The 12856-nt window shown below is 71.4% G+C and carries 13 protein-coding genes; 4 read left to right on the forward strand and 9 right to left on the reverse strand.

All coding sequences use genetic code 11. The annotated features are described in order from the left end of the window. Positions 1–5 precede the first annotated feature (5 nt). The 6 genes from ABG085_RS17975 to ABG085_RS18000 form a co-directional block, all read right to left on the reverse strand. Positions 6–902, reverse strand: a complete 897-nt coding sequence (locus ABG085_RS17975; RefSeq protein ID WP_347977112.1) for an MBL fold metallo-hydrolase — start codon at positions 900–902, stop codon at positions 6–8. Beyond that, positions 899–2134: an MFS transporter gene (locus tag ABG085_RS17980; RefSeq protein WP_347977113.1), complete on the reverse strand. Its 1236-nt coding sequence runs from the start codon at positions 2132–2134 to the stop codon at positions 899–901. Before ABG085_RS17980 ends, ABG085_RS17975 begins: the two co-directional genes overlap by 4 nt. A 79-nt stretch (positions 2135–2213) precedes the next feature. Further along, a complete protein-coding gene (locus tag ABG085_RS17985) occupies positions 2214–3242 on the reverse strand; it encodes an amidohydrolase family protein (protein ID WP_347977114.1) in 1029 nt (342 codons plus the stop codon). Continuing rightward, positions 3239–4372, reverse strand: coding sequence for an FAD-dependent monooxygenase (locus tag ABG085_RS17990; protein ID WP_347977115.1), 1134 nt, complete (start codon positions 4370–4372; stop codon positions 3239–3241). Before ABG085_RS17990 ends, ABG085_RS17985 begins: the two co-directional genes overlap by 4 nt. Positions 4373–4416: 44 nt before the next feature. Next, positions 4417–5394, reverse strand: coding sequence for a fumarylacetoacetate hydrolase family protein (locus ABG085_RS17995; RefSeq protein ID WP_347977116.1), 978 nt, complete (start codon positions 5392–5394; stop codon positions 4417–4419). 69 nt (positions 5395–5463) lie between these two features. Further along, positions 5464–6501, reverse strand: a complete 1038-nt coding sequence (locus ABG085_RS18000; RefSeq protein ID WP_347977117.1) for a VOC family protein — start codon at positions 6499–6501, stop codon at positions 5464–5466. Positions 6502–6645: 144 nt separating this feature from the next. On the opposite strand from ABG085_RS18000, the gene ABG085_RS18005 reads away from it, so the two are divergent. Then, a complete protein-coding gene (locus tag ABG085_RS18005) occupies positions 6646–7599 on the forward strand; it encodes a LysR family transcriptional regulator (RefSeq protein WP_347977118.1) in 954 nt (317 codons plus the stop codon). A gap of 97 nt (positions 7600–7696) precedes the next feature. Here the strand turns inward: ABG085_RS18005 and ABG085_RS18010 are convergent, their stop codons facing one another. After that, positions 7697–8938, reverse strand: coding sequence for an MFS transporter (locus ABG085_RS18010; RefSeq protein WP_347977119.1), 1242 nt, complete (start codon positions 8936–8938; stop codon positions 7697–7699). A gap of 77 nt (positions 8939–9015) precedes the next feature. Here ABG085_RS18010 and ABG085_RS18015 point away from each other — a divergent pair, with 77 nt between their 5' ends. From ABG085_RS18015 to ABG085_RS18025, 3 genes are all read left to right on the forward strand, one after another. Next, positions 9016–9399, forward strand: coding sequence for a MerR family transcriptional regulator (locus tag ABG085_RS18015; protein ID WP_347977120.1), 384 nt, complete (start codon positions 9016–9018; stop codon positions 9397–9399). Positions 9400–9503: 104 nt separating this feature from the next. Beyond that, positions 9504–10379 carry a formyltetrahydrofolate deformylase gene (purU, locus tag ABG085_RS18020; RefSeq protein WP_347977121.1) on the forward strand — a complete coding sequence of 292 codons (876 nt, stop codon included), beginning with the start codon at positions 9504–9506 and terminating at the stop codon, positions 10377–10379. Positions 10380–10563: 184 nt separating this feature from the next. After that, positions 10564–10845: a hypothetical protein gene (locus ABG085_RS18025; RefSeq protein ID WP_347977122.1), complete on the forward strand. Its 282-nt coding sequence runs from the start codon at positions 10564–10566 to the stop codon at positions 10843–10845. On the opposite strand, the gene ABG085_RS18030 is transcribed toward ABG085_RS18025, so the two are convergent. Further along, a complete protein-coding gene (locus tag ABG085_RS18030; RefSeq protein ID WP_347977123.1) occupies positions 10842–11654 on the reverse strand; it encodes an IclR family transcriptional regulator C-terminal domain-containing protein in 813 nt (270 codons plus the stop codon). The two genes, ABG085_RS18025 and ABG085_RS18030, sit on opposite strands and share 4 nt — an antisense overlap. Before the next feature lie 28 nt (positions 11655–11682). Beyond that, on the reverse strand, positions 11683–12855 hold the full coding sequence (locus ABG085_RS18035) for a thiolase family protein (RefSeq protein WP_347977124.1): 1173 nt from the start codon (positions 12853–12855) through the stop codon (positions 11683–11685). Between the last annotated feature and the right edge of the window lies 1 nt (position 12856).

Here is a 12856-nt window from a genome sequence, read left to right on the forward strand (position 1 = left end):
AGGGATCAGGCATGGCAGTCCAGCGGCTGTGCGCCGTTGTACTCGTACATGTCCTGCCAGGCGGCGGGGATGTCGGGCTGCCCGCCCTCCGCCTCGGCGATCGCGCGATGGAGGTTTCCCACGATCCGCTCCTTCTCTGCGAGCCCGGCGAACCGGCCCAGGTCGAGCGTGCGCGCCGTCTCCAGCGGCGACAGCCCGCGAGCGCGGGCATCGGCCGCGGCGTCGATCAGGAACCGGAGGTAGTCCGCGACCGGAGCGAACAGCTCCGGTCCGCCGACCGGCCCGTGGCCGGGCACGACGATCTCGGCTTCCAGCGATGCCATCTGCTCGAGGGCGCGCAGCCAGCCGACGGGCGATCCAGACAGCGCAAATGGGGTGCCGCCGTGGAAGACGAGGTCTCCGGTGAAGAGCACCCGCTCGGCGGGAAGCCAGACGTACGAATCCCCCGTCGTGTGCGCGGGCGTGCCCGGATGACGCACCTCGATCCGGCGCCCCTCGGGCGCGATCGTCAGCGCGTCGTCGAACACGAGCGTCGGGATCCGCGGCGCGACATCGCCCTGCACGAACGGGGTGAAGATGTGCGGAGCCAGCCGGTGGGGCGCGCGCAGATCGTCGGCGACCCGGCGATGCGCGATGATCTCGGCGTCGGGCAGCAGGGAGGCGCCGTTGCAGTGATCGGGGTGGGAGTGCGTGAGGATGACCCGTCGGACGGGCGACGACGCGACCTCCTCGGCCGCCCCGAGGTACGCGCGCGTCCTCGCGGCCGTCGAGGTGACGTCGATGCTCGTCGCACCGCTCGCGTCGTCGACCAGCCCGGTGTTGTTGATCATCCACCCGCCGTCGGGCTGGACGTACGCCCAGACTCCCTCGGCGAGCCGCTGCAGCTGCGGGGCATCGGTCATGCGTCGGTCTCCTCGGCGAAGCGGGGCAGCGTGAGCAGGATGACGGTGGCGACCACCATCATGCTCGCCGCCGTGATGAGCGGGATGTCGTAGCTGCCCGTGGCATCGAACGCGAAGCCGGCGGTGACGGGACCGAAGGCGCTGCCGATCATGAAGACGCTGTACACGATGCTGTACAGGATGCCGAAGGCCCGGGGACCGAAGTACCGCGAGCTCAGGTACCCCATGAGGTCGATCTCGGCGCCGAATCCGATGCCGATGAGGAGGGCGGTCAGCGGGGCGAAGCTCGGGCCGGCCCACAGCAGGAGGAGGCAGCCGAACGCGGCGGCGAGGAAGAGGGGGACGGCGACATACGTGACGTAGAACCGGTCGAAGAGCCAGCCGATCAGAGGCCGGGCGATGACGGTCCCGACGCCGACCAGCGATGACAGGAACGCCGCCTGCACCGGGTCGACACCCGAGTCGATCAGCAGCGGCACGAAGTGCGGCACCATCGTGAGCAGCGCCCAGCCGAGCAGGAAGAACACCACGCAGAGGCTCCAGAACGCGCGGTTGCGCAGCGCGCCGGCGACGGTGAGCCCCGGCAGGGTGGAGCGATCGATCGCGGCGACGGCTGCCGGCGCACTCAGACGGGCGAAGAAGACGAGCACGAAGGGCAGCGCGCCGAGCACCGCCATCGTGAGGTAGGCCGCGCGCCAGCCGCTGTCGGCGATCACGATGCCCATGAGCGGCGGCAGGAACAGACCGGCCGCTCCGAGGCCGCCGGCGACGATGCCGAGCGCGATGCCGCGACGCCGGTCGAACTTCTCGACCACCGCCTTGGAGTACGTGACGGCCGACGTGCCGGCGCCCAGGACTCCGGCGAGCGCGTAGAACGCGAGGAACGTCGCGAGATTCGAGGTGAACAGGCCGATCATGACCAGCATGAGCACGAAGAGCGGAATCGAGACGAGGGCGACGCGCTTGACGCCGAGCCGATCCAGGAATCGCCCCACGAAGGGAAGGGCTGCCGCGAGTCCGAGCGAGCTCACCAGCGAGGCGAGGTTGATCTCGCCGCGTCCCCAGCCGAATTCGGCCTGCAGCGGCACCACCATGGTGCCCAGGATGTAGCCGAGCGAGCTGAGTCCCACGCCGGCGCCGATCGTGCTGAACACGAGGGTCGGCCACGCGCGGCGGAACTCGCCGGACGGCGCCGTGGGGGCGGCGGTGCGCGAGGTGGTGGTGTCGGCCATGAGTGTGTTGCTTCCTTCCAGGTGATGTCGGATGCCGCCGCGCGGGGATCGCGGCGATCCACTGTCTGCAGGGGTTCGGTTACGCGGGTACGCGTGCGGCCAGCAGCGCCGCGGCGTTGCCGGCGAGGATGCGGTCGGCGACCTCGGACGGCAGGCCGGCGTCGCGGACGAAGGCGACCGGATCGTCGAGGCCCATGTCGAACGGGAAGTCGCTGCCGAGCAGCACCCGCTCGGCGCCGGCGACGTCGATGAGGTGCCGCAGCGCCGCCGGGTCGTGCACGACGGTGTCGAACCAGAGCTTCTTGAGGTAGCTCGACGGCTCGTGCGCGCAGCGCTGCGCCTCGGGCCGCACGCGCCACGCACGGTCGGAGCGGCCGATCGCGAAGGGCAGGTAGCCGCCGCCGTGCGCGGCGACCAGCGTGAGCCCGGGGTGCCGGTCGAGCACGCCCGCGAAGATCAGGTGCGAGAGGGCGACGGCGTTCTCGGTGGGCTGACCCACCGTGTTGGACAGGTAGAACCGGTCGAGCCGTTCGTCGAGCGAGCAGCCGAACGGGTGCAGGAAGACGATCGCGCCCAGCTCCGCGGCGCGGGCCCAGAACGGCTCGAGCCGCTCGTCCGACAGCTCGACGTCTCCCGCGAAAGACGAGATCTCGACGCCCGCGAGGCCCCGACCGAGCACCGCGTCGTCGAGGCACTCGACGATGCGCTCCGGGTGCTGCAGCGGCACGAGCCCGAGCCCGGTGAGGCGGTCGGGTGCCTGTGCGACGTGCGCGGCGACCAGCCGGTTCGCCTCGTTGGCCGCCCAGACCGCGAGGCCCTCCGGCGCCCACGGGTAGAAGTGGTTCGGCGAGGCGCTCACCCACTGCCGGCCCACGCCCTGGGCGTCCATCGCGGCCAGCCGCTCGGACACCTGCGTCAGCTTGGGCACGCGCGACCCCACCATCGGGCCCGACACCGCCAGGCTCTCGGCGCCGTTGCGGACGAGCTCGAGTGCGGCCGCCTCCTTCACGAGCTCGGGCACCCGCGCCTCGACCTCGGCGTGGAGCGACGGCAGCAGCAGGTGCGCGTGCACGTCGGTCACGGCATCCTCGTTGACTCCCCCGCTCATGCCGGCTGGGCCATCTGCTGCGCGATGCCGAAGATGAGTCCGCCGGCGTCCGCATCCCGGTTGTGGTCGAGCTGCCACTGGCCGAGCTGGACGGATGCCTCGACCACCGCGGTCGCACGCGGAATGCGACGGGCATGGAACTCGGCCCACAGCGCCTCGTCGACGGCATCCTTCGTCGTGAGCAGCTCGGTCAGCACGTGGGCGTCTTCGAGCCCCTGCGCCGCCCCCTGCGCGATCGTCGGCGGGCACGAGTGGGCGGCGTCGCCGATGATGACGACCCTGCCGCGGTTCCACGGCGCGGGCACCACGTGCTGCGTGAACCACGTGTAGTGCGCGCGGGCGCCGCCTTCGAGGTCGGCGCGGATGTCGTTCCACGGCCCGTCGTACGCGCGGGACTCCTCGAGCATGATGCGCGTGGCCTCCTCATCCGACACGCCGAAGCGGTCCTGGGCGTCCTCGACGAGGAACGCGTACATGGTGTCCTCGCCGGTCGGCGTGTAGCCGGCGATGTACACCGGCCCGCCGTAGTACAGCTCGGTGCGCACCACCTCCGCCGGGCGCGACACGAACGCCCGCCAGATGCCCATGCCGGTCGGCTGCGGCTTCGTCTCGATCCCGACGAGCTCGCGCACCGCCGAGTGCAGACCGTCGGCGCCGACGAGCAGGTCGTAGGTCCCGACCGACTCGTCGTTCACGAACACCTCGACCCCCTCGGGCCGCTGCTCGAGGCCGGTGAGCGGGGCGCCGAAGCGCAGGTGCGCACCGGCGGCGCTCGCGTGCTCCAGCAGGATGCGGGTCAGCTCGCGCCGCGGCATCCCCATCGCCGCCGGGTAGTCCGGCCCGCCGGTCTTGACGTCGGGGAGCTCGGCGACGACCGGCGCGCCCGGCCCGGGCGCGCGCAGGTGCAGACCCTCGAAGGGGTAGCCGGCGTGCTGGATGTCGTCCCACGCGCCGAGTGCGTCGAACACGCGCAGGGCGTTGCCCTGCAGCGAGATGCCCGACCCGAGCGCCGACGGCTCGGGCTTGGCCTCGAAGACGTCGACCTCGACGCCGGCCTTCGCGAGCTGGATGGCGGTGGCCAGACCCGCGACGCCGGTGCCGGCGATCGCGACCTTGCGGACTGCGGTCATTTTCAGAACCTCCCTGTTCTGTGAGCTGAGATGGTGGCGGATGCCTAGCTGACGGCGACGGGATCCGCGACGCAGCGGACCACCTGGGCGCCCAGGCCCGCGATGGTTCCCGTCATGACGTCGCCGTCGCGGAGGAATCGCTTCCAGTGCTGGCCGTTGCCCGCCGGGCTGCCGGTGAGCAGGATGTCGCCCGGCAGCAGGGGCATGGTCTGCGAGGCGCCGGAGACGAGCGCCGGGATGTCGAACAGCAGGTCGCTGGTCGAGGCATCCTGCATGACATCGCCGTTGAGCTCCAGCCGCACGGCGAGGTCGGAGCCGTCGATGAAGGCCGCGGGCACCAGGAACGGCCCCGTGGGCAGGAAGCCGGGGGCGTTCTTCGCGCGGTACCAGTCGGTGCCGATCTCCTTCATGTCCTTGCGGAACACCAGGTCCCGCGTGGTGATGTCGTTGGCGATCGTGTACCCCGCGACGTGGCCGAGAGCGTCCTCGCGCGAGACGCGGAACGCCTCGCGGCCGATCACGACGGCGAGTTCGAGCTCCCAGTCGTGCACGTCGCTGTAGGCGGGGAGCGCGAGCGGCACGTCGTCGCCGACCACGCACGCGGGCAGGCCGATGAAGAAGTACGGCTCGCCGTTCGCGGCACGGTCGTCCATCATCTTCGCCGCGGACTCCCGCGCCTCCTCGGGCGTGCGATCGGAGTTGTTCGTGAGCCCCGCCGCCACCAGCTCGATCACGTGCTGCCGGTAGTTGGCGCCCGTCTGCAGCACCTGGCGCGGCTCGACCGGCGCCGTCAGCGTGACGTCGGCCAGCGGCATCCACCCGCCGTCGGCGTTCTTCGCGAGCGTCGCCAGCCGGTCCCAGTCGGGAGCGGCGAGGAAGGCGTTGAGGCCCGGCGCACCGAGGTCGTCGGAGGTGAGCGGGCGGATGCGGTCGCCGGCCACGAGGCCCAGGCGCACGCCACCCTCCTCCCGGTAGCGGGCGAGGGCGAAGGGGGCTTCGGGTCCGGTCGACGTCGTCGTCATGTCTGCTTCCTGGTGGATCGAATGGTGCGGCCGGGGCGGCGCGATCGGCCGCGCCGCCCCGGCCGGGTCTCAGCCCTGGCCGTGCTTGGCGTAGGGATTGAGCAGTGCGTCCTTGATCTCGTCGGGGACGCCCTCCTCGGTGGCCGACGGGCCGTCTGCGGACGGGAACGACTCCGTCATCGACATCGGCATCGTGCTGTTGCGGTAGAAGTTGTTGGAGCCCTGCGACGGCCGCCAGGTGTTGGGCTCCCAGTCCGGCACGTAGTTGCGGTAGCCGCCGGTGTTCAGCTCGATGCGCAGGCTCGAGGGCTCCCGGTAGTACAGGAAGTTCTGCTCGCCGATGCCGTGGATCGACGGGCCGTACTCGATCGGGTAGCCGTTCTCGCCCAGCACGTCGGCCGCGATGAGCAGTTCCTCACGGGTGTCTACCCAGAAGGCGTAGTGGTTGATGCGTCCGGCGCGGCTCGAGCCGTCGAGCACGACGCCGAGGTCGTGCGACTTCTCGTTCGTGGTGAGCACCGAGAACACCGAGATCGGGGCCTCGTCGAGGACGGTGCGGGCCATGATGCGGAAGCCGAGCACGTCGTTGTACCAGGCCGCGAACGCGTCGACGTCGCTGCACGCGATGGTGACGTGGTCGAGCTGGCGCGGCGCGCCGGCGACCTTGCTGCGCCGTGACGGACGGTCGGGGTAGATCGAGGCGGACTCGCCCTCGAGCGCGTTCGCGTCGGTGGCGTGGTGGCGCGTGACGTCCCAGTGGAGCGTCATCGAGTGACCCCACGGGCCCCTGAAGCGGTACGCGCGGCCGATCTGCGGCACGTCGTCGAGCCACTCGCCTGCGACGCCCGCGGCCTCGATCCGGCGGGCGGCCTCGTCGAGCGCCTCGGCGCTCGAGGTGCGCCAGGCCATCGTGTCGAGGGCCGGCTCGTCGCCGGGCACGACCACCACCGAGTAGGCGTAGTAGTCACCCCAGCAGCGCAGGTAGACGGCGCCGTCGATGCGGTCGACCTCGACGAGACCGACCTGGTTCTTGTAGAACTCGACGGATGCCTCGACGTCCGGCGACGTGATCGCCACATACGACAGGTGAGACAGGAGTTTGATCATCTTCGATCCCTTCAACGACTTCGGTGTTCCCGTGGACCACTCTCGCCGCGGCTAGCTCATCCAGCAACGCGATATCGACTATCCCCCGCATAAATCTCGTGGATACACTGATCGCAGCATCCCGAACCGAAGGAACACATCGCCGTGTCCGACCGACCGCTGCTCTCCCGCCTGGATCTCAACCTGCTCGTCGCCCTCGACGCGCTCCTCACCGAGCGCAGCGTGACGCGCGCGGCGGAGCGCCTGCACCTCAGTCAGCCCGCGCTGAGCGCGTCCCTCGCGCGCCTGCGCACCCACTTCAACGACCCGATCCTCGCGCGACGCGGCAACACCTACGAGCTGACCCCGTTCGCCCTGCATCTCGCCGACCACACGACGGCGGCACTGGAAGCCGCGCGCCGGGTGTTCGAGAGCCAGGCGACGTGGTCGCCGGAGGAGTCCACGCGCGAGTTCGCGATCTACGGCTCGGACTACGGCTTCGTGACGGTCGGCAACGTGGTGTCGAGGCTGGCCGAAGAGCGCGCCCCCGGCGTGCGCTTCCGCTTCATGCTGCACAACCCCGCGATCGTCGACGACGCGGCCGCGCGCCTGCGCTCGGTCGACGGCATCATCATCCCGCACGGGCCACTGTCGGAACTGCCCTACGCCGACCTCTGGCACGACGACTGGGTGGCGATCGTGGCGGATTCCAACGACGCCGTGGGCGACGTCCTCACCCGGGAGCAGCTCGGCGAGCTGCCCTGGGCGATGACGTATCAGTCGCGTTCCGCCTTCACGTCGGCGGCCCGGCAGGTGCAGCAGCTCGGCATCGAACCGCGCATCGAGGTCGTCGTCGAGAGCTTCCTCTCCATGACGCACTTCATCGTCGGCACGTCGCGCGTCGCCATCATCCAGGCCGCCATCGCGCCCCTGGCCCTGCGCGCCGGCGGCGTGCGCGTGGTGGGGCTGCCGTTCGATCCGACGCCTTTGACCAACGCGCTGTGGTGGCACCCGGTGCACGGCCGCGATCCCGAGCACGCCTGGATGCGCGATCTCTTCGTCGAGGCGGGACGGATCGTGGATGCCGGAGCCCACGTCCACGCCCAGGCCGGGACGTAGGCGGCGGGGTCGGTCGCCTGGGGCGCGGGTCGGCCGCGTGCGGGGTCGGTCGCCTGCGGGGTCGGTCGCCTGCGGGGTCGGTGAGCCGGCCGAGGGGTCAGTCGCGCGCCGCGGCGAGCCGGCGCCCGGCGAGCACCACGCCGAGTGCGCCGAATAGCGCGGCGACGACCATCGCCGCGGCCGAGACCGCGGTCGTGACGGTCGGCGACGTCTCGCCTCCGACGACCCCGCCGAGCCACGGCCCCGCGGCGATGCCGACGTTGAACAGCACGACGATCCCGGCGCTGGCGAGCGTGCGGGTGCGTTCGGTGGCGATCCGCATGAGCGTCGTCTGCAGCAGCGGGAAGAGCGCCCCGATCGCGAAGCCCCACACGAGGAGGGCGCCGATCACGACCGCGAGCACCCCCGCGGCGAGGGTGAGCATCGTGAACGCGAGGGCGAACGCGATCAGGATGACCACCAGCGAGCTGCGGGGGAAGCGGTCGGCCAGGAAGCCGGCCGCCACCACGCCGCCCATGCCCGCGATGCCGTAGGCGAACAGCACTCCCGCCACCCAGGCGGAATCGACGGAGGCCGAGACATCCAGGTAGGGCCTGATGTAGGTGAACGAGGCGAACTGCGCCACCGCGATGAGGATCGCCGACGCCCCGAAGGCGATCAGTGCCGGCAGCGACGGGTCGCGCCAGAAGCCGGCCGCTCGCGCCGACGCCGACGCCGGCTCGGGCACGTACCGCGGCATCCCGCGCATGACCACGACTCCGAGGATCAGCGCGATGGCCCCGAGCACGGCGAAGGCTGCCCGCCAGCCGAGGCCCTGAGCCAGGAGTGTCGCCGCGGGAAGCCCGGCGACCGTCGCCGCCGTGCCGCCGGCCGTGACGAGCGCCAGCCCGCGGCCGAGGTGCGAGGGCGCCAGCAGCGCGCTCGCGTAGACGATGACCACGGCCCAGAACACGCCGTGCGCCATCGCCGAAGCGATGCGCATGGCGAAGGCGAAGCCGTACGACGGCGCGAGGGCCGTCGCCAGCGTCGCGAGCGCGAACACGCCGAGGGACACGCCGACCACCAGGCGCCGGTCGACCCGCGACACCGTCTTTGCCAGCGGGATGCTCGTGACGATGACGGTGAGCGCCCAGATCGAGATGAGCAGGCCGATTTGCATCGGCGAGACACCGAGGTCGGCCGACATCTCGGGCATGAGCCCCGCGGGCAGCGACTCGGCCGTCACCGTGACGAGCACTCCGAGGCTCAGGATGAGGAGGGAGCGGAGCGGAAGGCGAGCAGGCGCGGACGTCGCCGCAGATGCGGGAGGGAGAGCGACGGATGCCGTGGACGTGGTCATGCACCGAGGCTAAACTTTGACATCAATGTCAATGTCAAGCTTTCGCGCGACAGAAACCGACGAGGGGGCAGGACGACGTGAAGATCGGCGAACTGGCGGAGCGCACCGGCATCCCCCCGCGGATGCTGCGGTACTACGAAGAGCAGGGTCTGCTGGTCTCGGAGCGGTCGGCGAACGGCTACCGCTCGTACGACGAGGCGGACGTCGAGCGCGCCACCCGCGCCCGCGGCCTCGTGCAGGCGGGCCTCACGACGCGCCTCGCGAAAGTGGTGCTCGACGTCGAGCGCCAATGCGCCATGGCTCAGCCGACGTGCTCGCGGGAGCTGGCCGAGATGCTGGCGACCGAGCTCGCCGCCCTCGACGAGCGCCTCGCCTGCCTCACGAAGAGCCGCGACGCCGTCGCCGAGTACCTCGCACTCACCCGCAACGGCGACCTGTTGCGCGCCGTCGGCGCGGCGTAGCGGCATCCGCCATCGCACGCGGGGCCGCTGCCGACGCGGTGCCGCGGCATCCTTCCCCGCCGCCCCTGCGAACCGCGCCCGTCACGACACGGCAGAATCGAACAATGGCTGCCTCCCCGCATCTCAAGCCCGACCACGCCTGCCTCATCGTGCACGGCAGTGACCGCCCGGGGATCGTCGCGGCGGTGTCGGCGATGATCACGCGCATCGGCGGCAACATCGTCGCGTTCGACCAGTACTCCGACGACCCGACCGGGGGCGCGTACTTCCAGCGCGTGGTGTTCCACCGCCCCGGCTTCGCGGCCGACCGCCCCGCCATCGAGGGCGAGATCGCGCAGACGCTCGCCGGATTCGAGCTGGAGTGGTCGCTCACCGACCAGTCGGTGCCGAAGCGCATGGCGATCCTCGCCTCCCAGCAGGACCACTGCCTGCTCGACCTGCTCTGGCGACACCGTCGGGGCGATCTGCCCGTCACGATCCCGATGGTGATCTCGAACCACACCACCTCCGCCGAGGACGTCCGCTCCTTCGGCGTGCCGTTCTTCCACGTGCCCAGCACCCCCGGACCCGACAAGTCGGCCTCCGAGGCGAAGATCCTCGAACTGCTCAAGGGGAACGTCGATGTCGTCGTGCTCGCCCGCTACATGCAGATCCTGTCGGGCGACTTCCTGTCGCAGCTGGGCGTGCCGGTGATCAACATCCACCACTCCTTCCTGCCCGCCTTCATCGGCGCCGAGCCCTACAAGAAGGCCAAGGAGCGCGGCGTCAAGCTCATCGGCGCGACGTCCCACTACGTCACCGACGACCTCGACGAGGGTCCGATCATCGAGCAGGACACCGTGCGGGTGACCCACGCCGACTCCGCCGCCGAGCTCGCCCGTCGCGGCGCCGATGTCGAGCGCCAGGTGCTCTCGCGCGCCGTGCTGTGGCACGCCGAGGACCGCGTCATCCGTCACGGCAACCACACGATCGTCTTCTGAGACGGATGCCGCGGCCGCCCGCGCCGGCCCGCAGGTCGACGTCGACGTCGACGTCGACGTCGACGTCGACGTCGAGGATTCAGGAGACACGCCGCGGCTTCGGCCCTGCGGGCGCGCGACGACGCCGGAGTTCCTGAATCCTCGACGGCGCGCGCGACCGCGTGGCCGCTGGCAGGATGAGCCTATGACGCACAATCCCTGGGCCACCGCCCTCTGGGTCGGCGGCGGGCTGTCGCTCGTGAGCGCGTTCATGCTGACCGTCGTGACCTGGCAGCTGACGGACTACTCCACCTACGACGCAGCCGGCGTGGCGTCGATCGAGGGCTGGGTGCGCCTGCTCGTGGGTGTCGCGGCGGTCACCACAACGGGCGCGGTGGTGCTGAACGGCATCGAAAGGATGCTGCGACGCCGGGACGCTGTCGCAGTCGACGCTCCTCCCACCGGCCTGGAGCGCAACGCCCGCTAGACCAGGCGCAGCTCGGCGTCGATGGCCGCCGCGGTCTGCTGCAGCGGCGGCAGGTACTGCGCGAGGACGTGGTCGACGCTGTCGCGGGTGGCGCTCGTCGAGACGTTGACGGCCGCGACCACGTCCCCCCGACGATCGTGCAGCGGCACGGCCACCGAGCGAAGCCCGGGCTCCAGTTCCCCGTCCACCAGCGCCCACCCCTGCTCCGCCACCCGCGCGAGCTCGTCGCGCAGCGCGCTGGCGTTCGTGAGGGTGCGGTCGGTGAGGGCGGGGAGAGCGGATGCCGCGAGCAGCGCGTCGCGCTCGGCAGCCGGCATCCCGGCCAGCAGCGCGCGTCCCATCGACGTCGCGAAGGCGGGGAACCGCGTGCCGATCGTGATGCGCACGCTCATGATGCGGCGAGTCGGCACGCGAGCGATGTACACGATCTCCTCGCCGTCGAGCACAGCCGCCGACACGCTCTCGTCGACCTCGCGCGAGAGCCGCTCGAGGTGCGGCTGCACGATCTCGGGGATCGACAGCGCCGAGAGGTAGCTGAAGCCCAGTTCGAGCACCCGCGGCGTCAGGGCGAAGAGCCGGTCACGCCCGCGGACGTAGCCCAGCTCCTCGAGAGTGCGGAGGAACCGGCCGGCCGCCGCGCGCGTGATGTCGGCGCGTCGCGCGACCTCGCTCAGCGTGAGCTCCGGATGGTCGGCATCGAACGCGCGGATGACGGCGAGCCCCCGCGCGAGGGACTGTACGGTGTCCCTGCTCGGGGCCGGCTCGCCGCGGCGCTCGGCCGTGGTGGGCTCGTCGCTGGTCGCGGTCACCGGCTCACCCTACCGACCGGTGCGCGGGTCACCGCTCCAGGACGACGGCGAGGCCCTGCCCGACGCCGATGCAGATGGCGGCGACGGCCACACCGCCGCCGCGCCGACGCAGCTCGTGCGCGGCGTGGCCGATGATGCGTCCGCCGGAGGCGCCGAGCGGGTGGCCGATCGCGAGTGCGCCGCCGTGCACGTTGAGCTTGTCGGGATCTAGCTCGGGCCAGCCGGCCAGGCAGGCGAGCGACTGCGACGCGAACGCCTCGTTGAGCTCGACGAAGTCGACGTCGGCCCACGCGCGACCGGCCCGCGCCAGCGCCTTGTTCGCGGCCTCGATCGGCGCGATCGGGAACTGGTCGGGATCGACGCCGTGGGCGGCGCGCGCGGTGATGCGGGCGAGCGGCTCGCCGGGCAGCGCGCCCTCGCGCGCGAGGAGCACGGCGGACGCCCCGTCATTGATCGGCGAGGAGTTGCCGGCCGTGACCGTTCCCTCGCCGTCGGCGGCGAACAGGGCCTTGAGCCCCGCGAGCTTCTCGACCGAGGTGTCGTCGCGGATGCCCTCGTCGCGGGCCAGCTCCGCCCCCGGAACCTGCACGATCTCGCCGTCGTAGTGCCCGGCCGCCCATGCCTCGGCGGCGAGCCGGTGCGAGCGCACGGCGAACTCGTCCTGCGCTGCGCGCGAGATGCCCCACTCACGCGCGATGAGCTCCGCGGACTCGCCGTTCGAGATCGTCCAGTGCTTCGGCAGCTTCGGGTTGGTCATGCGCCACCCGATCGACGTGTTCCACATCGTCTGGTTGCCCACGCTCGGCCACGGCCGCGGCGACTTCTCGACCACGTACGGCGCGCGGCTCATCGATTCGACACCCCCCGCGAGCACGATGTCGGTGTCGCCGGCCTCGATCGCGCGCGAGCCCAGCACCACCGCCTCGACGGACGAGGCGCACAGGCGGTTCACGGTGACGCCCGTGACGGATGTCGGGAACCCGGCCAGCAGCGCGCCCATGCGCGCGACGTTGCGGTTGTCTTCGCCCGCCTGGTTCGCATCGCCGAAGATCACGTCGTCGATCCGGGCGGGGTCGAGGCCGGTGCGCTCGATCGTCGCCTTCATCACGATGGCGGCGAGGTCGTCGGGCCGCACGCCCGACAGGGCGCCGCCGGCGCGCCCGAACGGCGTGCGGACGGCGTCATAGATGTAGGTGGCCATG

It is taken from the genome of Microbacterium sp. ProA8 (assembly GCF_039905635.1).
In the GTDB taxonomy this organism is placed as follows: Bacteria; Actinomycetota; Actinomycetes; order Actinomycetales; family Microbacteriaceae; genus Microbacterium; species Microbacterium chionoecetis.